This is a genomic window from Gilliamella sp. WF3-4 (genome assembly GCF_001690275.1).
GTDB lineage: Bacteria > Pseudomonadota > Gammaproteobacteria > Enterobacterales > Orbaceae > Gilliamella > Gilliamella apicola_C.
Genome location: NZ_LZGW01000017.1, coordinates 285,037 through 306,725 on the forward strand (window position 1 = coordinate 285,037; position 21,689 = coordinate 306,725).

A 21,689-nucleotide genomic window follows, 5' to 3' on the forward strand; every position below is an offset into this window, starting at 1 on the left:
AAAAAGGACAAATTTATGCACCTGAACGCTAATTCAGAACATATAAACCAATTTACTCACGCACAGCAAATCAAGGCTCTAAGCTGGCTTTCGTTTTTTCATATTTTGGTTATCGCTTCCAGCAATTATTTAGTACAAATTCCATTTGATATTTTTGGTTTTCAAACCACTTGGGGGGCGTTTACTTTTCCATTTATCTTTCTTACCACCGATTTAACTATTCGGGTATTTGGAGCGAGTTTAGCTAGGAAGATAATTTTTGTGGTGATGCTCCCCGCATTGCTATTTTCATATGTGATTTCCGTACTATTTTTTGAAACACATTGGGTTGGTTTATCGGCATTGACGGAATTTAATAGTTTTGTTTTTCGAATTGCATTAGCAAGTTTTGCCGCTTATTTAGTTGGACAATTGATGGATATTACTGTCTTTAACTATTTAAGAAAAAATAAATCGTGGTGGGTTGCACCAACAGCATCGGCTATCTTTGGTAATGGTATTGATACTATTGTCTTTTTTGCTATTGCCTTTTATCAAAGTAGCGATGAATTTATGGCAAATCATTGGGTCGAAATTTCTTTAATGGATTACAGTTTTAAAATTATCATTTGTGGCTTATTCTTTTTGCCTCTTTATGGTGTGATTTTAAATTTTATCCTAAAAAAATTAATGTTTGTCTCCAAAACTAATTAATCGTTATAACCTAAATTCCATTGACTTATCTTAATAAACTAAAACTCATTAATTATTTTTGATGAGTTTTAATTCTATTTTCAATGCATGCAATAAAGATTATAAAAAACGTTCAGAAAAGCTATTGATTTTATTGAGGTTTTTCTTTCTGGTATTTGCAATAAAATTGCTCAATCTGTTGCTACACGCTTTGCTAAAAAGCGAAGAACTGTGCATAATATATATATAAAATATAATCAATATCAATAATAATAAAATATGAGGTGGGAGGTGGACAAAGTATGGCATTAGTAAAACATTTAGCTATATTTAGCCTATTGTTAGCTTTAGCGGGGTGTGACAATAAAGAAATAGAACAAACAGTAAATGCAGAGCAATCATCACCGCAATTAGCAACAGAAGTTATTGATAACAGCAACACGACCAAAATTGGTGAGCCTAATGAAAATAATAAAATAGCGCAAGATCAATCACCAACAACGGTTTTTAATCCCACACCAGAATTAATCGAAAAATATCATGGTAAGGCCTTAACGGTCATAGATAGTTCCGAAACCATTCTGGATGGTTCTAGCACGTTGGTTGTAACCTTTTCTGTTCCTTTAAATCCTAAGCTTAATTTTTCTAATTTGCTTCGTTTAGTTGATAAAAAAATGGGTAATGTTGATGGAGCTTGGGAGCTGTCAGATAATGGACTCGAATTAAGGCATCGATACCTTGAACCCAACCGTGAATTAGAGCTCACTATCGATAAAATGTTAGTTGCAATTAATGGCAACAGTTTAAAAGAAGTCTACCAAACCGAATTTAAAACTCAAGATCGCCAGCCGTTTGTTGGTTTTGCCAATAGTGGTGTTTTACTGCCTAGCAAATCAATGAGTGGTTTACCGATTACTACGCTTAATGTTAATAAAATTGATGTTAACTTCTTTAAAATCAAACCTGAACATTTATCGGATTTTATTTCTGATTATGGGTTTATTAATCAAATAACAAGTTGGAACTCAAATAATATCAATAAATTTGCTGATTTAGTTTATTCATCTCGCTTTGATCTTAACCCTAAACGTAATTTTCAAGAAACGGTATTGCTTGACTTATCCTCAATTTCTCAATTACAGCAAGAAGGTATTTATTTTGCTGTTATGAATCAAGCGGGAACTTACAATTATTCCAACCCTACATCACTATTTTCGATTAGCAATATTGGTATTGCTGTTCATGCATATGAAAATGGTAAATTATCAGTGCTTACGCATGCACTAGACAATGGTCAGCCTCTTGGCGACGTTGATATATTGATTTTATGTAATAAAAGTATTCGAGAGAGCAATAAAAACTGTTCCACTATTTTAGCTAAAACTGATACAGACGGTTATGCTGAAGTAACCTTACCAAAAGGTATGGATTATGCTTTACTTACCACAAATAAAGGGCAACAAATTTCTTTTGTAAATTTAGATCGTAATGCATTAAATTTAAGCAAGTATAACTTAGTCGGTTCGGCTTTTTATCAAAAACAGCTATTTGTTTTTGGCGCTCGTGATTTATATCGCCCTCAAGAAACGGTTTATTTTAATGCGCTTTTACGTGATGCTAATGGTAAGCCATTGCCAACCCAACCTATTGTGGTTGATGTTATGTTACCTGATAATCAAATTGTTGAAAATTTTACTATCAATGCTAAAGCTGGCTCAAATGGCTTATATCAGTGGCAATATGTTATTCCTGCTAATGCAGCAACAGGTAAATGGGCTTTTCGTTTTAATCTAGGTGATGATAACTACCGTTATGCCGGGTTTCATGTGGAAGAATTTTTGCCAGAACGCATGGCAATGGAAATTACAACCGCATCAGACAAGCCGGTTATCTTGGATAAGAATGTCAGTTTTAATGTTAAAGGTTGGTACCTTTATGGTGCTCCAGCAATAGGTAATAACTTAGAAGGTCATGTTTATCTCAAAAAAGCAGATTCAATTGCTAACTTAGCCAATTATAAAATTGGACGTGTGACTGATGATAATCTTGATCGCCAACTTGATAATATTGACATGGTTCTGGATAAAAATGGGATTGCACAAGTTGGCATTGATACTAGCGATTGGGGTAAATTAAGCTCTCCAATTAAAGTTATTTTACAAGCAAGTTTGCTTGATTCTGGTGGGCGCCCTGTTACGCGTTATGCAAGCCAAACAATTTGGCCAACTGAAAAAATGCCTGTGGTACGTGCGTTGTTTTCTCAATCGCTTTATTATGATTGGTCAACAGATCGTTATGAAAATAGTCCCACAGTTGATAAAGGCGCTAATGCTGAATTTGAAGTTGCCTATGTCAATACTGACGGAAAAAAGCTAGCATCAAATCATTTAAAGGCAAAAATTATTCGTGAACGTCGCAACTATTATTGGAGTTGGTCTGACGATGCGGGGTGGCACCAAGAATCTAATTCCAATGAATTTGTTGTTCAAGAACAACCACTAACTATTGATGAAAATGGTACAGCTAAAGTAAGTTATCAAACAGAGGATTATGGATCTTATCGTATTGAAATTGTTGATACTACAAATAATATTAGCAGTAGTTTACGTTTTCGAAGTGGTTACAATTGGGAAGATAACACAAATGGTACAAATGCTGTTCGGCCTGATCAAGTTAAACTAAGCCTTGATAAAACTGCTTATTCAGTTGGTGATACCGCTAAAGTACGTGTACAAGCTCCTGTTGCTGGATCAGGCTATATTTCACTTGAAACCAATGACGGAATGTTATGGAAAAAAGATATTACTGTTGATGATCAAGGTCTAGATGTTGAGATACCAATTAAAGACTGGGGGCGCCATGATATTTATATTAATGCTATGATCATTCGCCCATCAACCGATGCTGCTGTACAAACAATTAAACGAGCAATTGGTTTACTTTATTTGCCAATTGACACGTCAAATCGTCAATTAACCGTGAGCCTTGACGTTCCGCAAAAAACAGAGCCAGAAAAAACAATTCCAATTAAAGTTAAAATAGATAAAAACGCAATACAACAAGATCACAAAGTAACCGTATTGGTTTCAGCCGTTGATTCGGGGGTATTGAACATTACTGGTTTTGCAACACCTGACCCATACAGTGCATTCTTAGGGCGTAAACGCTATAATGTTGATCTTTACGATGTATATGGCAAATTGATTGAAGGCAAAGGGCGTAATGTAAATATAAGTTTTGGGGGTGATGCTTTACTCGGCGCAGAAAATACGGGGGGGAAAACACCATTAACTGACGTCAATATTGTTGCCCAGCAATTGCAAACTATCGAACTGAACAATGAAGGTGAGGGGGTTGTTAATCTTACTTTACCTGATTTTAATGGCGAATTGCGCATAATGGCTCAAGCATGGGATGATAGCCGTTTTGGTAAAGCAGAACAAACTATGATAGTTGCTTCACCAGTGATTGCAGAGCTATCCACTCCGCGATTTTTATCTGGTGGTGATCAAGCCACATTAGCGCTAAATCTTCATAATTTAACCGAAAAAAAACAAACAATACAGCTTGAAGTTTCAACAGGAGGTTTGATTTTTCAAAATTCGGTAAACACTACAGCAATAACTTTAGAAAGCAAGCAAAGGCAGATTATTCAATTGCCTGTTGTTGCTAATTATGGCTATGGGCAAGGATCTATAACAATTAATGTTAAAGGGATTTTGTTAGATGATGGTTCAAATTACCAAATCAAACGTTCATGGCATGTAGGCGTTAGACCTGCTTATGCTGCGACCACAAAATACTATGCGACAGCAATAAATGGTGGTGACAGCTGGGTTTTACCTGAAGAGAGTATTGCTGAAATGATTGAAAATACGGTTGATGGTAAATTGATTGTATCAAATCAACCACCGCTGAATATAGCTCAGTATATCAAGTCGTTATTGTCCTATCCGTATGGCTGTTTAGAACAGACTATTAGTAGCTTAATGCCATCATTATATGCAAACCAAGAACAGTTGGCTGCATTAGGAATCAAAACTGAATCGGATACCAAACGTCGCGAAAAAGTACAAGTAGGGATTTCTCGAATATTATCAATGCAACGTAATGATGGTAGTTTTGGTTTATGGACTAAAGATAGTTCAGAAGATCATTGGTTAACCGTGTATGCGACCGACTTTTTATTGCAAGCTAAAGAGCGTGGTTATAATGTTAATAATGCTGCACTTGATGCGGCTATTTCTCGTATTAACCAATATATTTATGATGTGAATGCATTTAATAGTTTACAAAACTATAATGATAATTCACAAGTAAGCGACTACACGCAATTTGCAACTAAAGCTTATGCCTTAGTTGTACTAACCAAACAAAATAAAATCACTGCACCTGTACGTAATGAAATTAATAAAATGTATCAACAGATCACCGAAAGCGATTTTAAGGTGTTTTCGCCGTTGCCAGTTGCTCAATTAGCATTATCAGCCAAACTTGTAGGTTTTGAAAATATCTATAACAGCTTAATGCCACAAGTATTTACAAAAAGTTACGACAATCAATATCCTTGGCTTGGAGAGTATGGGAGTGCAGTTCGTGATAATGCGTTAATTTTAGCTTTATTGATTGAAAACAAGTTGAGTATTGATAAACAAGCTGACTACTTAATCCATTTATCTGATTTACTCAATGATACTCGCTATTTTTCAACCCAAGAGCTTAGTGCATTATTTGTGGCGGGTTGGTCATTGGATCAACATAAATCTTCAAAGCAATTTAATGTTACAATTAATAAACAGAGCAATGATGTAGATACTAGCTTATCACGCTCGCTCGATTTTGCTAATTTAGCAAATGGATTAACGATTTCGAATCCAGAAAATGCACAGCCACTTTATATTAAATTGACCGTTTCTGGTTATGGTAAAAAACCCCCTGCGCCAACAAGTGATGAAAATAAATTAACAATTAATCGCTCTTATTATGATTTAAAAGGAAATAAAATCCAACCTGATCAGATAAAAGTAGGTGATTTAATGGTGGTTTTATTAGATGTCAACGCTCATAAAGAAGCTATTCATGATGCATTAATCGTTGATTTCTTACCTGCTGGACTTGAAATAGAAAATCAAAATCTAACTAACAGTAGTGTCAGCTTACAGACGATCCCTGAATTAGCTAATCTATTGAAAGATGATGATAGTAATGATATCAAACATCAAGAATTCCGTGACGATAGATTTGTTGCTGCGGTTGATATCAATCATTATGTGAGTGAAGATTCTTATCGTTCACGTGTAGCTTACTTAGTTCGGGCTGTAACAGCTGGTAATTATAGGGTTCCGTATCCTTATGTTGAATCAATGTACCGCCCAGATAGATTCGCTGTTGGCCAATCGCTTAACTTCATGTCTATTGTTGAACGCAAATCAGAATCGAATAATGCCGAGCAATAATAGCATTGGTATTAGAATTGATTAATAAAATACAAACAAAACGATGATCCGCTAACGAAAGTTAGCGGTACCATTTTATATTGAACCATAGATTTTTTGAGGCTTTTTGACAAAAATGAAAAAGCGCCTGCTAAAAATTCTGGCTTTATTGCTTTTTGTAATCCTACTATTAGTTGGTATTTTTTTTGTTGCCGATTGCTTATTTCCAATATCAATAGCAAAACAAAAAAACACACAAACAATTCTTGCACAAGATGGCACTCCGCTTTGGCGATTTGCTGACGAAAACGGTGTGTGGCGATATCCTATCAAATTAGATGAAGTGCCCAATGATTATCTTGATGCTTTATTAAATTATGAAGATCGCTATTTTTATCATCATTTTGGCGTTAACCTAGCATCATTACTGCGCGCAGCTTGGCAAAATATTACCAATAAAAAAATTATTTCAGGTGGTAGTACTATTTCAATGCAGGTTGCAAGGCTGCTTTACCCTCACGATCGCACCATGATAGGTAAGCTGAAACAAGTGTTTAGAACGCTACAACTTGAGTTGCACTTCAAAAAAGATGAAATTTTAACTTTATATATTAACCACGCACCATTTGGTGGCACAATTGAAGGTTTAGGTGCTGCCAGTTGGTCATATTTTGGTAAAGCACCAAAAGCATTAACGCGTAGCGAAAGTGTCTTATTAGCTATATTGCCTCAAGCTCCTAGTCGTTTGCGCCCAGATAGATATCCTGAAAGAGCCAAAAAAGCTCGAGATAAAGTTCTAACAAGATTGTCTCAATACCAAATATGGTCGCCCGATATGATAAAGCAAGTTCAAAAAGAAGAAGTCTGGGTTTATCCACGTAAAAAGCCACAGCTTGCGCCTTTATTAGCTCGTAGACTCAGTCAACAATACCCTAATATTGACATTATTCATTCAAATATTGATCTATCTCTTCAATATAATCTTGAAGATATTGCTAGAAATCGAAAAAACCAGTTACCACCTAAAACTTCACTTGCTATTTTAGTTGTCGATCATACCGATATGACTGTAAAAGGTTATGTTGGCTCAGCTGATTTTAATGATAAAGAACGATTTGGTCAGGTTGATATGATCAGTGCACTACGTTCACCAGGATCAACATTAAAGCCTTTTATTTATGCATTAGCGATTGATGATGGCATGATTCATTCTGAATCATTATTGCAAGATACGCCTCGAATTAACTCTGATTACCTTCCTACTAATTTTGATAAGAGCTTTTATGGTCCTGTAAGTGCTTCAGAAGCGCTAAAAAATTCGCTAAACCTACCAGCGGTTCAGCTAATTGAACACTATGGTCCTAAAAGATTTACCGGTAACCTTGTGGACATTGGTTTATCCCTTGTATCTACTGGTAATAATCCTAATATTTCATATATATTAGGAGGCGCATCGCTAAGAATGGATAATTTAGTTAGCGCATATAGTGCCTTTGCGCGTCATGGACAAGTCAGTCCTTTACGATTTACGCAAACCGAACTACTGTTAAGTAAACCATTTATTAGTGATGGAAGTGCATGGATCACAAGGCAAATGTTAATTAATAACCAACAACTTGCCTATAAAACAGGGACTAGTTATGGCTATCGTGACGCTTGGGCAATAGGTATCAATCCTCGCTATTTAATTGGTATTTGGGTTGGTCGCCCAGATGGTACACCCGTTGTTGGCCAATATGGTGCTATCACAGCGGTGCCAATTTTGCGACAGGTTAACACGCTATTATTAAATAAAGAACGGCGATTGAATCGTCCATTACCCGTGGTGACCAAACCAGCAACCGTTACCTTACACAAAATTTGCTGGCCATCAGGGCAAATACTGCCTATAACTGATGAAAACTGCCATCGTCAAAAAAGTGCTTGGATATTAAATAACATGGTACCGCCAACGCTTGATACTCTTGCATCGCTTAATAATAACATCTATCGCTCTGGCTGGGCGACTATTTGGGTAAATGATAAAGGAAAACGAGTATCAGCAGATTGTAGCAATGCGCATAAAAAACAAATTGCACTTTGGCCAATAGCATTAGAAAATTGGTTATTACCCAAAGAGCGCCGACAATCAAGATTCCCTGAGGTTGATAAAAATTGCCCCATTCTTGGTAAAGATACCTTTTCGCCACTGAATATTATCGGATTGCGCGATAAGCAATTGGTAAAACGCCTACCAGGGCAAAACGATGTCACCATTGATTTAACACCACAAGGTGGCAATGGTGATAAATGGTGGTTTTTAGATGGCGAATTCATTGCGCACACCCATAACGAGCAAAAAGCATCTTTAACTATCACTCAAAAAGGCTTACATAACCTTTTATTGTTAGATCAGAGTGGGCAAATTGTGCGAATGGCATTTATTCTCGATTAATCATATATAAAGCAAACTTATGGCTATTAGGTGAACATTGTTTGTAGAATTTGCTAGCGTTATTCACTGTATTACTCAGTATAGTATACAAGTATCAGAGTAAAATATTTAAAGGAGCATATTGTTAATTGATCTTTTCTTCCATCAGATTAAACAAATGCCTCCTTTATTTTTGTATTGTAAAATTTATATTAGGTATCGCAATTTATTGATTAAAAATTATAATAAAACCTAATCATTATTATAAAATTTTAAAAAAGGCATAACGCTACCATCAGGCATAAAAACACGATCATTATTTTTTTCTTTGTTCAGAATAGTTTGATCAACATTGTACCCTAAAAGATTAGATAAAATATATTTATTCATCAACCCACTTAAATAACCAGTTGGGTTTCGAAACGACTCTATAAATTGACAGTTATAACGATCATTTGTTGATATAAACATAAACGGAATTAAAAATTGGTCAACATTTGTGTTGTTTACACCATGCCCAACATTAACGATTTCGCCATGATCCGAGGTATAAATTAAGGTATAATTATCGCTATATTTGTTAATAACATCATACAATGCTTTCACTGTACGATCTGTATGATGGATGGTCAGATCATATTTTTCAGCATCAGGTAAAGCTTGCTTATCAATTTCATCATAATTTTCATAAGGTTGATGACTTCCTCGTAAATGTACAAAAATGAATTTTTTCGGTGAATTGTCTTGTTGAAGTGTTTTTTCTAATAACTCACTTAAATGAATATCATGCCTGTCTTCACCAAAAGTGACAACATCACTCTTACGTGCAATAAAACCGTATTTAGTTTCAAATGAATCTTTAATCCCTTGAAGAGGTGAGGCTAGCCAATAGGTTTTGTAATGATTGAATTTAGCCATTTCAATAATCGACTTATTATTAAATAAATTATCATCACTTTCTGGAATATTAAACGAAAGCGTTAATGGTAACGAATCTCTTGTAAAAGCGGCTGCCGAGTGGCTATTTTGAATAATACAAGCACCATTTTGACTAAAAATATTGGTCATAAGAGGCGTAGTTTGTTTATGGTAACCATAGGTGCTGTATCGGGTTACTAATGAGGCCTCCCCCATGATTAATACCACTAAATCGTTATCAGGCTTATTGGGCGGTAAAAGAATAGCTTCATTAAATTTTTCAATTTCATTTGTACTAGAATAGATATTTGTTGATGCAAAACTAGCTAAAAGATAGGATAAGTTACCCACAACAACAGGGTGAGTAAAACGAAGTAGGTTTGCACTTCCTTTATAATAACCACGTTTAATGTCATTATTTAAAGATGAATCTGTTGTTATAACAGTAACAATAAATAAAGCGATTATATAAATGATTATATAAAAGAAGAAGGGGATAATGGATTTAAATTTAGCAGCAATTATTTTTCTAAAAATAAATAAAATAAGAGTTGTTGCGATAAATGCGGGACCTATTATAATTAAAACTTGTTTAGACATTGAGAAAACTTCATTAGAAGTCGTATCTATAATAGAATCAAGCACGCCTGTTGATATTACTTCTCCATAATAAATGAAATAACTAATTTCGGATAAAAATAGGAATAGAAATAGTGTACTAATCCCAACAATAAAATAATGGCGACTATAGACGCCTATATGCACAAGTACTATAAAACATAGTGTTGTTATCCAGTCTATATAAAATAAAGGTTTTCCAAAAACAGATTTATTATACAAGGTATCAGTTTTTATTATAAAGATATAAGCCCAAACAGCACTAAGAACGGTATAAACTAGCAATAAAATTAGCCGTTGATTATTTTTTATAATTTTACATGTTTTCATAATTTATCTCTTATCCCTTTTTATTATTAATTAATGCGGCAAGTAAACGATTGCTCTTATAACAAAGTAATTTTTCTATATGAAATTTTTCATATAAAAAAGGTGGATGACGAAAATTATAATTATATGTTATTTATTGTTAAAAAATATACTTTATTTGTTACTAATATCAACGTATTCTATATATAAGTATGTACAAATAAATAATATTAAAGGAGAAAATAATGTTTTTGCTTGTAGCTAATACGCAGATTAGAGATTTTTTTACGCAATTTATCAAAAATAAAGAAGCTGTATCAGCAATTGAATATGCCATTATTTCGGCAGGTATTGCGGCAACCGTATTAATTATCTTTCAAGGAAGATCGGGGTCGATTATGTATGATTTGTTTGATGGTGTATTTTCATCGATAAAAAATCGATTAGAAGTGATTAGTAGTTGGTAATAATATCCAGTATGAGGCCGTTCATAATTCTGTGTCAGTTTAATTCACAAAGAGAGCACCTTATCAAGACGATTAGGAAAAATATCATCGTGACAATGCTAAATTCTAATTTTGGCTTGGCATTGTCCATTTTTTCTCCGCATTTTGCAAACACAAATACAGCAGCTTGAGCAGATTATTTTCATAGGAAAACCGTTTTTTGTCTTTGCTAATTAGCGAAATTATCGATGAATAGGCTCAATAGCATTCGTAGTATAAATCACCTTACGAATAGGTCAGCATAGTGGAAATAAGCTGATAAATTATTCCATTTACGGCGCCACGACTGGATGATTATTGGATATTTATCGCCCCATTTTCACTCAAGTTCATCTAACGCATCAATTGCCGCATCACGAGACGCTGCCTTGTAGACAAGTTTCAAATCACTCATAAAGGCTTTGTGATGTTTAGATGCAACATACATAATTGAATGACGAATTTGATGAATAACGCAAAGTTGAGCCGCTGTTTGTGAGTAAATGATATTCATCGCTTCAGGAAAACAACCAAGCCATCAACACAAGCGATTAATAAGCTTTGCTAAGCCAATAAAATCAATCAAAAGTTGACTAAAACCGCCCGTCCCCAACCCAATGGTAAAGTTGAACGAGTACATTAATGGAAACGTAGCATGAACAAGAAGCATTTATCGATGCAATTAGTTGACAAGCCAACCTCGGATTTTATTAACTTTTACCATACAATTAAACCACATAAAGGTTTAAATTCTGTTACACCTTAGAGATACCTGAATTTTATTTTAGCTAAAATATGTAAGCAATTCGAGGAAATCCTGCTAATAAAAAATAATTTTTCCATTTAAATTTTTGATAAAAAACATTTTATGAAAAAAATACGCTAAAAAATCAAGCGATTGGTTTTTATTTCTATGATTAATAATAAATTATTACTAATTATTTTTTATTTGCCATCTTGGCAAATAATATAATTGAGTATATTATACACCCACTTTCTGATTAGAAAGTGATATTTTAAAATAAAAGAAATGTAAGAAATATTTAAAGGAGAAAACTATGATGTATTTATCAGCACTTCGTGCTCAAACTAGAAATTTTGTAGGCAAATTTGTTAAAAACGAAAAAGGTGTTACAGCGATTGAATATGCTATCGTTGCAGCTGGTGTTGCGGCAGTAGTATTAGTTATCTTTGATAAACAAAACGGTCCTGTGAAAACCATGTTGACTGAAGTATTTAGTTCTCTGAAGAACAAACTAACAGCTACTATTAGTGCCTAGGTTAATTACGAACTAAGGTGTATTAATTTATTTTATTGGATGATGATTATTAATAATTCATCTCCGTATGGTTGTATACACCTTAGTCGTACTGTTTGGGGATAATCCGTTAGGATTATCCTCGCAATAATAAGATAAAAGTAGTCAAAGTATTTGGCTGCTTTGCTACTATTAAAATAACAATAACAATGAAAAATATACCATGGTTAATGAAGCGTTTAAGTTTGCTGATGAATGGGGCGAGGTTCGTGATTTAGTATTCCAAGTTCTTGACCTTGATTTAATTGAGCAGTTGAAGAGTGATCCGAATCAGGTTCTCCGTGAAGTTCAGTCTGTAATCAGAAATATTGTTAATTCTGGTGGTGCTCGTATTACGGCAGATGAATCAAGTGTGTTGGCAAGTATGATTTGCGATGAAATTGTCGGTTACGGTCCAATAGATTCGTTGATGAAAGATGAAGCCGTTAATGATATTTTAGTAAATGGTCCTTATAGCATTTATGTTGAGCGCGGAGGAATTCTTAGTAAATCTGATAAGTTTTTTATCAACGAACGCCAACTTCTTGATATTGCAAGGCGTTTAGTTAATAAAGTTGGCAAAAATATAGATGAATCACATCCTTTAGTTGACTCACGTATGCCTGATGGTAGTCGTCTTAATGTCGTTATTCCACCCATTGCCATTGATGGCACATCCATGTCAATTCGTAAATTTGGTACTGGTCGCCGAACATTCCATGATTTAATAAAATTTGGTTCTTTAAACGAACATATGGCAAATTTTTTAGTTATTGCAGCGCGTTGCCGAATGAATATCATTGTTTCGGGTGGTACTGGTTCAGGTAAAACAACAATGCTCAATGCATTATCTGGATTTATTGGCGAGCATGAACGTACTATTACACTGGAAGATGCTGCGGAGTTAAGGTTACAACAAGACCATGTTCTTAGACTGGAAACCAAAACCGGTAGTGATGATGGTCGAGGAAAAGTAACTATGAGAGATCTGTTGGTTAATGCGTTGCGTATGCGTCCAGATCGAATTATCGTAGGGGAATGTCGTGGGGAAGAGGCATTTGAAATGCTCCAAGCTATGAATACTGGTCACAATGGTTCAATGTCAACACTGCATGCCAATACCGCTAAAGATGCGTTATCTCGGCTAGAAAGTATGATTATTATGGCTCAATCTGAATTACCCATGATTGCTATTAAAAATTATATTAGTTCTTCAGTCAATTTTATTATCCAAGTTTCACGTCTCCCAGATGGGCAGCGTAAAGTAATGAGCATAACTGAAGTTCTTGGTGTAGAGTCTGGCAATATTGTCACACATGATGTTTTTAAATTCCAGATCAGCGATGAAAGAAATGATCAAGGTAAGATTCAAGGTGAATTTATCTGTGATGGATTGGTGAAACGTTCTGCGCTTTATGAAGGCGCCCAATATTATGAAATGTCAGACATTTTAGAAAAGCTTATGTTTACTGCGATGGGGATTACAACATGATAATCGTTCTTTCAATTGTACTCGTTCTTGTTAGTGTTATGAATATTTTTTCGTTGCGCAATCGTCGAGAAAGATTACAAGCTTTCTATAGAGTTGAGATCAAAAAAAATGCGTCTTTAGTTAATTTAGTTGAAGAACGATTAACTAAACAAAAAAGATCTTTTTTGGCTCAAATAGCTTTTGATCTAAAAACAATAATTAAATCTTATTATGAAATACTAACGATGGAGCAATCGAAAGCTAGATTGATTGTATATATTTTAGTTGGTGTTATTGCGGGTATATTTTTGAATCAACGATATATCGGCTATGACAATTACATAGTAATTCCTGCTAGCTTTATTGCTACAATTGTTGCCATTATTTTCTTTAAGAAAAAAAGGCTTTCAAAAAAGTTTTACGAAACATTCCCAGAAGCGTTAAATGCTTTTTCTGGTGTTGTATCGTCTGGCTATGCCGTGACAACAGGGTTTAAAGCATGTGGAAACTCTATCGATGGAATTGTTGGCAAAATAATGAAGGAAATTGATAGCCGACTAGAACTTGGCGAAAGTGCTGAAAGTGTCTTATTTAATTCCTACCAGCGACTTCCGTTTCCAGAATATTATTTTTTTATTTTAACGATAATGGTTAATCTTGATAGTGGCGGTGAATTAAAAGAAATTTTTAATCGATTAGCAAAAATGTTAACAAATAATCGCATCCTTACTAAAACTCGAGATGGTAAAACTGCCGAATTAAGGATGTCAATCAAAATTTTAGGTTGTATGCCTTTTGGTTTTCTTTTTGCACTTAAAGGAATTTCAGTAACACATTACAACTATTTAGTTGATACAACCATTGGTCATTATCTTTTATATTATGTTGTAGGTAGTGTAGTTATAGGTTTTTTGATAATTAGTGGTATGATTAATAAGATTATTTAAATTATGGATAGTTTATTGCATATATTAATTCCAATTTTTTTAATTTACTTTGGTTGCAACGAGCTGTTTAGTTCCTATTGGTTATATCAACGAAAAGAAAAAATTAGCTTACTTTTGAACAACGAAAATAAAGAAAAGAAAACGCCAAAAAAACATGTGAACCAAAGAGATACTGCTTTTGAAAAAATTGCCGCTAAAAATAGTATAAGCCTCAGTTTTTTACGTCAGTTTCAAGAGAAAAACAATTGGAAAGTGTACTCAGTCATTATTATTTTTTCGCTATTCTATTTGTTTAACCAACTTTTTTCGTTTATTGAACTTAGTTCAAGTGTGTTGCTAATTGTTTTGTTGGTAATTATTATTGCGGTTATTATTCTTCCTGATAGGCTAGTAAAAAGGCAGACAGAAAAGAAAATCAAAAAAATTTCGCGCGATTTACCATTGATTATCGATATGATGGCAATTATGGTTAGATCAGGCATGACTATTGAAAATGGTTTTCGGTATTTAAGCACCAGAGTAAAGCCAATCAATAGCGATGTGGCCGCTATTTTAGAAAGAGCTTGTTTAATGATGGATGTGAATGGTATAGAACTTTCTATTGATTTGATTCAGCGAGAAGTACCTTGTAAAGAGGTTAGAATGTTTTGTGTGACTTTAAGAAGAAGTATTAGTTATGGTAACTCAATTTATGAGGCTTTATTAGAGTTATCAGCAGAAATTAGAGAGATACAAAAATTAACGATAGAAGAAAAAATTGCGGCTATTGCAGCTAAGATGACAGTACCTATGATGGTTTTTTTCCTTGCGCCTGTTCTTCTTATCATTGCAGGGCCTGTTGTTATGAGTATTGTATCAACATTAAGTAATAGATAAGGATTTAGAGATAATGAATTACTTTTCAATATGCTGTAAGCCAATAGAGTTAATAAAACCGAAATATATTGTGATGTGCTCCGTATTATTTTTTGTCACTGGGTGTCAAAATAGCACTTTAAAATATGATTTAAATGAGCAACAAAAAATCTACATTCATGAAACAACAAAGAATTATGGCGGTTTAATAGAGCTTTATAAACAACGTTTACAACGTTCTGATACCGTAGATACAAGGTATAAGCTTGCTCGAGTCTACTACCTTTCTAATGATTTTGAAGCAGCAAAAAGGATTTTAACACCTGTTTTAAATAAAACTAATAGCGACAGTGTTTTTGTTTTATATGGTCATGTTGAGTCTAGGCTTGGTAATAATGATACGGCGTTAACATATTTAGATAAAGCGATCGCAATCAATGGTAAAAATGGAGAAGCTTATAATATAAAAGGTGTTATTTTGCTGAAAAAACGACAATATGATGCTGCGCGTTATTCGTTTAATTTGGCTAGAGAAAATTTTTATGATGAAAATAAAGTCACAAATAATTTGGCAATGTTATCGATTTTAAATAAAGAATATAATGAAGCCTATAAGCATCTAAATATCTTATATACAAAAGGATATCGTGATCAAACCATTCTTCATAATTTACTTTATACGTTGGTAAAATTGAATAAAATGCAACTAGCTAAGTCATTTTGCATAGCGCATAAATTATCTAATGATCCTGAAATATTAATTCAAGAATTAAAACAAATTGAACCAAATGAAGCTATCAAATTTAATGAAATTACACCTGCACAAGCTGAGAATCAAAAGCAGTATACAACTGAAAAAATAGCATCACAACAGATATCTAAACAAGAAATAACTGTAAAATCAGCAAAGGGGACTAAATCGGAGAATGTAGCAAGTTCAACCGTGGGTGCCAAATTATCCAATATGACTAAATTAGAAACGACTACAGGCAAGCAGGTAGATTCTAGTGCGATTAATTCAAAAACAGAAAAGGCCAACGATCCTAGCGTTTCTAAACAAAATGATCAGGCAAAACAGCTAGCAACTAAATCAACTATTTTAGCAGTTCGTTCTGGTGAGCATGACAAGTTTAGCCGAATTACTATCGAAACTGTAAGTCAATTAAATAAGAATGAATACTTAATTGAAAAAATTTCTCCAACAGAGTTCAAATTATCATTTTATAAGGTCACATTGCCAGCAGCAGGTATAAATTATATTATTAACCGAATTTCGCGTAGTGAACGAGATTTTTCTAACGTCACAGGAACGTTGACAGCTGAAAACACATTAGTTTTAAATATAAAAACTAAACAAAATTCAAGAGTGAAAGATTTTTATGCAGGTCTGAATTCAAAAGGGAAGGCTCATTGTTTTGCATTTGATTTTTATTTAGAAAATAAATGAATGCAACTGAGATAACGATATAAATATAGGTACTATATGGAGTTTGCATGAAAGATAAGAAGTTAATTATTTTATATGTATTAATGTTAGTTGTTGGGCTAGCATTATTATTTACAAAGTCCTCTCCTCCTCCTGCTGTTGTTGAAAATCCAGTTCAGCAGGCTGTAGTAGAAGAACCTAAAATAGAGCTACCAAAAACAGAGATGATATCGGTTGCTTTTGCAAAACATGCTATCAATAAGAAAACGATATTAACTAAAGATGATTATTATTTTAAGTCGATAGAGATTGACAAAGAAAGCATTGAAAAGTCGAAATACATAACCGATTCAGCGGAAATAGATGCTTATGTCGCTAAGAATAATATTGCGAAAGACTCTTTTATTGAACACAGTTTTATTGCTTCACCTAATTCGCCTGATTACCTACTTTTAGCATTAAAGGAAGGGAATTATATGTTTCCATTTAAATTAGAAAAGATGGATTTTTATTTGATGAAAAATTTAAAAAACGGTGACCTTGTTGATCTTTATCTATTTTATTCTGATGAAACAGTGCGTACTCGTAACAACAATGAAGAGGGCAAATTGGTTTCACCAAGTAATGATTTTGCTAAAAATCGTATAAAACCAATTATTGTTGGCAAGAAAATCATCTATATCGATTTGGGCAATGAATTAGATCCAAATTTTCAAAAAAGCGATATAGGACAAATTCAACTAGAGCTTTCTAATCAAGAAATAAAATTACTGAGAACATTAATGACGAACTCTAAAATTATGATATACCCGAGCATTTACAAAAAAAATGTCGAAGATGGATTACGTTCATTAAGTGATAAAGAAAGAAAATGGCCACTATCTGATAAAGATATCTTTTTAGAGAAACAGAAACGGATTAATTTGCTCAAAGGTAACTAAGAATGCTAATAAAAATTAAATCAATTATACATAAAATTAAGCTTCCCTTTTGCCTATTATTTATGGGGATTTCTCCATTAGCTTTTGCTAATATTCATAATTTACAAGTTGGCCAAAGTAAAACAATTGTTTTACCTGATAATGTAGGTACAGTGTTCATTAGTCAAGATACTGTAGCAAATTATGAGGTCATTGAGGGCAAATCATTAATTATATATGGAAAATCAAATGGTAGGACCAGTTTGATAGTTTATGATGATGCAAACAATATTATTATTAATGATACTATTAATGTTGATCCACTTTTGTCTCAAATTACATATAGAATAGCTCAAAACTTCCCCAATAGTAGTGTGACAATAGATCGTTATGATAATGGAGATGCTAATGGTCGATTTGTCTATGTACTAAATGGCACGACCCCTGATAGTACAACAAAAAATAAAATTATTACAGTTGTCGGTTCACTTGTCGGGCAAAATTCTGAGCGAATAAGAGCAGGAGCACCAAGTGATACACCCGTTAAGCCAGATCTTTCATTTCAGGATCGTTATATTTATAGCAACATTATCGATAATATTAGAGTAATAGAAGAATATCAGGTTAATGTGAAACTAACCTTTGTTGAGGTCAGTAAAGAATTTACTGATTCATTAGGCATTGAATGGCAAAGTTTAACTTTGGACAGCATGTTGAAAGGTGATTCTATTATGAATGGTGTGGGAGAGTTCACATTATTAGGACTGAAAAAAGGGTTTGATATCCACAATATCACTACAGCAATTCGTGCAATTAAAAATGATCGTTTAGCCAAGGTATTGGCTCAACCTAATTTATCGGTACTATCAGGCGAAAGTGCTTCATTTTTAGTCGGTGGTGAGATCCCCATTGTAACTAAGAATAAAGATGGCGATGCAAATGTTACCTATAAAGAGTACGGTATTAAATTAAATATTAGTACTAAAGTAAATAACGATAAGCGTATTAGGCTATTTATTGATAATGAAGTCAGTTCAGTATCTGGTTCATATGCATTTAATAACTATAATATTCCGACTTTAACAACTCGAAAAACCAGTTCAACTATTGACTTATCTAATGGTGATAGTTTTGTGATTGCTGGGCTGATTAACGAACAAGACGAAGAACAATTATCTCGACTCCCTTTTATTAGTGAGATTCCTATTTTAGGTGCAATAGCTCGTAGCGCAACAACGACTCGTGGTAAGATGGAAATGGTTGTATTTGCGACAGTTAACTTAGTGACATCGAATAATAGCTTTGATGGAGTAGAGTTACCAATTTTGGATCGCACTGATGTGATTAATGGTTTCTTCAATATAAAAAGTAACATCGATAAACAAAGACGTAAAACTGTACCAGTTTCTAATGTAAGTGAAAAATTTATTAATGATATGGGCTTTATTGAATAAAGGTTATTGGAATTCTTATGCAATTATTTGGTAATAAAAAAGATTCAAATGGATCGAACGACTCTTCGCAAGAATTTGTTGCTGGACGTATATCTGGTTTTCAAGTCGCAATTTTAAGTAAAAGAAGTGAATTGATTGAGAAGATTCGTTCTGTATTATTTCTTTATAATGTATTAGGTATGGAGGTTATTCCATTAGAATTATCTGAGTTGAAAGAAGATCCTTGTTGGAGTAGGTATGATATAGTTATTTTAGATATTAAAGATGAAGACGATGCAGAACTATTATCAGAAAATATCAACCGCTGTATACCTATTCAAGCATCAACAATACTTATAGGCAGTTATGATTCAATCCAATTTTCTGAATTTTTGTTAAAAAAAGGAATCCATTTCTTATTAGAAAGTAGCCAATTGGAGAAGATCACCGCTATTTTAAATTTAAGAAGCGTAACCCCGCCAGGTTCAAGTAAAAGAGTGGGTAGCATTGTTACATTTCTAGGTTGTAAAGGTGGAATTGGTACATCGTCATTAGTCGTTCATACAATAAAAAATATTAGTAAATTAACTAATTATCCTTTACTTTATATTCAAGGAGCAACAACAAGCCCTAATGTTGATTTTTTATTTGAAATGCCAATACCTCAAGATGGCTCATTGGCTAATATTGAGAGTGGTTTACAAGTAAAAGTAGAAAATAGTGCTAGTGCTTGGAAATATGATGAACTTAATTCTGGACAATTTAATATTACATTTATTGATCAAAATATGGGATTATCATCTTCATTTAAGCACCTTGATGATATTATTACTATTTCTAATATTATATTTATTGTAATAAATCGAGATCCTTATTCAATTAAAGTTGCTAAAAAGATATTAGAGGAAATTTCACGTGGTACTGCTCAAAAAACAGAATTTTTAAATAAACGTTTTTTGGTTTGTTTAAATGATAACACTGTTTATGATAAAAAAAATGCTTTACGTGATGACGATATTGAAGAGTTTTTAGAACGCAGTATCGACTTTAAGCGTAAATATATATCAAAGATAAGTAACTTTAAAAAGGCTGCCAATAGTAGTGAAATAAAAGAGATATCTTCAGCTATTATTGGAAATAAAAAGGCTCAAAAAGATAAATCAAGAAAGTCTTTTTCAATATTAAAAAGAAAGACTAATTCTTAATATAGGATTGGCAGAGAAAATTATGTTGAAATGTTGGAGATTATTTTTTGGTCAAAAGAAAGCGAGTATTTCGATTGAATTGGCAATTGTTTTTCCTTTTTTAATCGTTCTATTTGCATTTATGCTGGAGTTAAGCAGAATTATGATTATTGGTTCTGCTTTGGATTTAATATCTACCGAAATACCAAGAGAAGTAGCAATTTCTAAAAATATAAATTATTCCCAAAAAATGAATGATCTAATTACCTCTCAAGTTCCATTGTGGCCTTATATAACTAATCCGAATGATTTTCATATAACATTAACATTTTGTAATACAATACAAGATTTAATAACTAATTCTTGTCAAAGCACGCTTAGTAATGATAGTCATTTAATATCATTTAATTTACAATACGATTATCGAGCTATGTTTTCCGACATGTTTTCAAGTATTTTGGACTCTTCTTTAACAAAAAAGACTGTTGTTTATCGTGAGTTTTATGAAAATTAAAGGAATAAACTAGCAATGAAATATTTGAATAATTTTTTTCGCAATAAAAATGGTGTTGTCTCAATTGAGTTTGCGGCATGTTTCTGTTTATTTTCGCTATTTGTGTTTATTATTTATGATGTATATAGCACTATCATGCTACAAAATAAACTTGAACGAGCAAATTATACAGTAGCATCGATTTTTCGTGAAAGATCAGCTGTTTATCCGATAATGGGTAATGCAAATGGTTCTAATAATTATTTAACATGCATTAGGGATCTTAAATCTTGCTACAAGTCTCATGAGTTATTTGATGATAACCAAGTGCAAGAATTGCGTCAATTAGCTAGTTCATTATTAGATCGTGACGTTGCGATAAGAGTCGATGCTTTATTTATTTTACAAGATCCTAGGCATCCGCAAGACTTTAGCCGAGCTAAATTAGCCACCCTAAGTTCAGAATCGTGTTCTGCAGGAGCTTGTAATAGCGCTATTAGCTATTTTAATTCACTACCTAACATAATTGAAAGACCAAGAACCAATAATTATTTAAAACTTATACCCTATGTTCGAAGGACAATTGATCCTTCGACGGGATTAGCTGGACGTTGGATTCCATTATATCGAATTAGCATTTGCATTGTTAATGAAGAGAGTCTTTATTTGAAATGGATGAATTCTAATAGAGAGACAACGGACACTTTCCCGAATTTGTGTAGTAATATTGCTCTATTATCTCGTTGCAATAACATCGCGGAAAATAATGGTTCGGCTTGCCCTATTTATCATCGCTAATCAAATACTCTTTT

15 protein-coding genes and 1 pseudogene are annotated in these 21,689 nt (G+C 33.3%); 14 read left to right on the top strand and 2 right to left on the bottom strand.

The annotated features are described in order from the left end of the window. Positions 1-42 precede the first annotated feature (42 nt). The 3 genes from A9G47_RS04655 to pbpC all read left to right on the top strand — a co-directional run bounded on the left by A9G47_RS04655 (position 43) and on the right by pbpC (position 8,541). A complete protein-coding gene (locus tag A9G47_RS04655; protein ID WP_141673684.1) occupies positions 43-693 on the top strand; it encodes a 7-cyano-7-deazaguanine/7-aminomethyl-7-deazaguanine transporter in 651 nt (216 codons plus the stop codon). A 281-nt stretch (positions 694-974) separates the two neighbouring features. Next, a complete protein-coding gene (locus A9G47_RS04660) occupies positions 975-6,128 on the top strand; it encodes an alpha-2-macroglobulin family protein (protein ID WP_065642294.1) in 5,154 nt (1,717 codons plus the stop codon). A 115-nt stretch (positions 6,129-6,243) separates the two neighbouring features. Next, positions 6,244-8,541: a penicillin-binding protein 1C gene (gene pbpC / locus A9G47_RS04665; RefSeq protein WP_065642295.1), complete on the top strand. Its 2,298-nt coding sequence runs from the start codon at positions 6,244-6,246 to the stop codon at positions 8,539-8,541. A 231-nt stretch (positions 8,542-8,772) separates the two neighbouring features. Here pbpC and A9G47_RS04670 read toward each other — a convergent pair whose 3' ends face one another. Further along, positions 8,773-10,386: a sulfatase-like hydrolase/transferase gene (locus A9G47_RS04670; protein WP_065642296.1), complete on the bottom strand. Its 1,614-nt coding sequence runs from the start codon at positions 10,384-10,386 to the stop codon at positions 8,773-8,775. A 224-nt stretch (positions 10,387-10,610) separates the two neighbouring features. On the opposite strand from A9G47_RS04670, the gene A9G47_RS04675 reads away from it, so the two are divergent. Then, a complete protein-coding gene (locus A9G47_RS04675) occupies positions 10,611-10,832 on the top strand; it encodes a Flp family type IVb pilin (protein WP_065642297.1) in 222 nt (73 codons plus the stop codon). Positions 10,833-10,876: 44 nt separating this feature from the next. On the opposite strand, the pseudogene A9G47_RS14610 reads toward A9G47_RS04675, so the two are convergent. Further along, a pseudogene (locus tag A9G47_RS14610) lies at positions 10,877-11,414 on the bottom strand (transposase); the annotation flags it as partial. A 494-nt stretch (positions 11,415-11,908) separates the two neighbouring features. On the opposite strand from A9G47_RS14610, the gene A9G47_RS04680 reads away from it, so the two are divergent. From A9G47_RS04680 to tadF, 10 genes are all read left to right on the top strand, one after another. Next, positions 11,909-12,130 carry a Flp family type IVb pilin gene (locus A9G47_RS04680; protein ID WP_065642298.1) on the top strand — a complete coding sequence of 74 codons (222 nt, stop codon included), beginning with the start codon at positions 11,909-11,911 and terminating at the stop codon, positions 12,128-12,130. Positions 12,131-12,332: 202 nt separating this feature from the next. Next, entirely contained in the window at positions 12,333-13,640 is a 1,308-nt protein-coding gene (locus A9G47_RS04685; protein WP_065642299.1) for a CpaF family protein, read from the top strand. Continuing rightward, the gene (locus A9G47_RS04690; protein WP_065642300.1) at positions 13,637-14,566 is read left to right on the top strand and encodes a type II secretion system F family protein; all 930 of its coding nucleotides are present in this window, start codon (positions 13,637-13,639) and stop codon (positions 14,564-14,566) included. Before A9G47_RS04685 ends, A9G47_RS04690 begins: the two co-directional genes overlap by 4 nt. A gap of 3 nt (positions 14,567-14,569) precedes the next feature. Beyond that, the gene (locus tag A9G47_RS04695) at positions 14,570-15,442 is read left to right on the top strand and encodes a type II secretion system F family protein (protein WP_065642301.1); all 873 of its coding nucleotides are present in this window, start codon (positions 14,570-14,572) and stop codon (positions 15,440-15,442) included. 13 nt (positions 15,443-15,455) lie between these two features. Next, positions 15,456-16,868 carry a tetratricopeptide repeat protein gene (locus A9G47_RS04700; RefSeq protein ID WP_065642302.1) on the top strand — a complete coding sequence of 471 codons (1,413 nt, stop codon included), beginning with the start codon at positions 15,456-15,458 and terminating at the stop codon, positions 16,866-16,868. 47 nt (positions 16,869-16,915) lie between these two features. After that, the gene (locus tag A9G47_RS04705; protein ID WP_065642303.1) at positions 16,916-17,788 is read left to right on the top strand and encodes a hypothetical protein; all 873 of its coding nucleotides are present in this window, start codon (positions 16,916-16,918) and stop codon (positions 17,786-17,788) included. 2 nt (positions 17,789-17,790) lie between these two features. Then, positions 17,791-19,221, top strand: a complete 1,431-nt coding sequence (locus tag A9G47_RS04710; protein WP_065642304.1) for a type II and III secretion system protein family protein — start codon at positions 17,791-17,793, stop codon at positions 19,219-19,221. Positions 19,222-19,238: 17 nt separating this feature from the next. Further along, positions 19,239-20,405 (top strand): hypothetical protein, encoded by a 1,167-nt coding sequence (locus A9G47_RS04715; RefSeq protein WP_065642305.1) that lies wholly within the window; start codon positions 19,239-19,241, stop codon positions 20,403-20,405. A gap of 22 nt (positions 20,406-20,427) precedes the next feature. After that, positions 20,428-20,898 (top strand): TadE/TadG family type IV pilus assembly protein, encoded by a 471-nt coding sequence (locus tag A9G47_RS04720; protein ID WP_065642306.1) that lies wholly within the window; start codon positions 20,428-20,430, stop codon positions 20,896-20,898. 15 nt (positions 20,899-20,913) lie between these two features. Continuing rightward, entirely contained in the window at positions 20,914-21,675 is a 762-nt protein-coding gene (gene tadF / locus A9G47_RS04725; RefSeq protein ID WP_065642307.1) for a tight adherence pilus pseudopilin TadF, read from the top strand. The last annotated feature ends 14 nt before the right edge of the window (positions 21,676-21,689 follow it).

Bases quoted from the DNA above. Each gene is read 5' to 3' on its own strand.
- A9G47_RS04695 (WP_065642301.1), top strand. From the start codon at position 14,570: ATGGATAGTTTATTGCATATATTAATTCCAATTTTTTTAATTTACTTT.
- A9G47_RS04670 (WP_065642296.1), bottom strand. From the start codon at position 10,386: ATGAAAACATGTAAAATTATAAAAAATAATCAACGGCTAATTTTATTG.
- A9G47_RS04715 (WP_065642305.1), top strand. From the start codon at position 19,239: ATGCAATTATTTGGTAATAAAAAAGATTCAAATGGATCGAACGACTCT.
- A9G47_RS04690 (WP_065642300.1), top strand. From the start codon at position 13,637: ATGATAATCGTTCTTTCAATTGTACTCGTTCTTGTTAGTGTTATGAAT.
- tadF (WP_065642307.1), top strand. From the start codon at position 20,914: ATGAAATATTTGAATAATTTTTTTCGCAATAAAAATGGTGTTGTCTCA.
- A9G47_RS04720 (WP_065642306.1), top strand. From the start codon at position 20,428: ATGTTGAAATGTTGGAGATTATTTTTTGGTCAAAAGAAAGCGAGTATT.
- A9G47_RS04710 (WP_065642304.1), top strand. From the start codon at position 17,791: ATGCTAATAAAAATTAAATCAATTATACATAAAATTAAGCTTCCCTTT.
- A9G47_RS04685 (WP_065642299.1), top strand. From the start codon at position 12,333: ATGGTTAATGAAGCGTTTAAGTTTGCTGATGAATGGGGCGAGGTTCGT.
- pbpC (WP_065642295.1), top strand. From the start codon at position 6,244: ATGAAAAAGCGCCTGCTAAAAATTCTGGCTTTATTGCTTTTTGTAATC.
- A9G47_RS04705 (WP_065642303.1), top strand. From the start codon at position 16,916: ATGAAAGATAAGAAGTTAATTATTTTATATGTATTAATGTTAGTTGTT.
- A9G47_RS04675 (WP_065642297.1), top strand. From the start codon at position 10,611: ATGTTTTTGCTTGTAGCTAATACGCAGATTAGAGATTTTTTTACGCAA.
- A9G47_RS04660 (WP_065642294.1), top strand. From the start codon at position 975: ATGGCATTAGTAAAACATTTAGCTATATTTAGCCTATTGTTAGCTTTA.
- A9G47_RS04680 (WP_065642298.1), top strand. From the start codon at position 11,909: ATGATGTATTTATCAGCACTTCGTGCTCAAACTAGAAATTTTGTAGGC.
- A9G47_RS04700 (WP_065642302.1), top strand. From the start codon at position 15,456: ATGAATTACTTTTCAATATGCTGTAAGCCAATAGAGTTAATAAAACCG.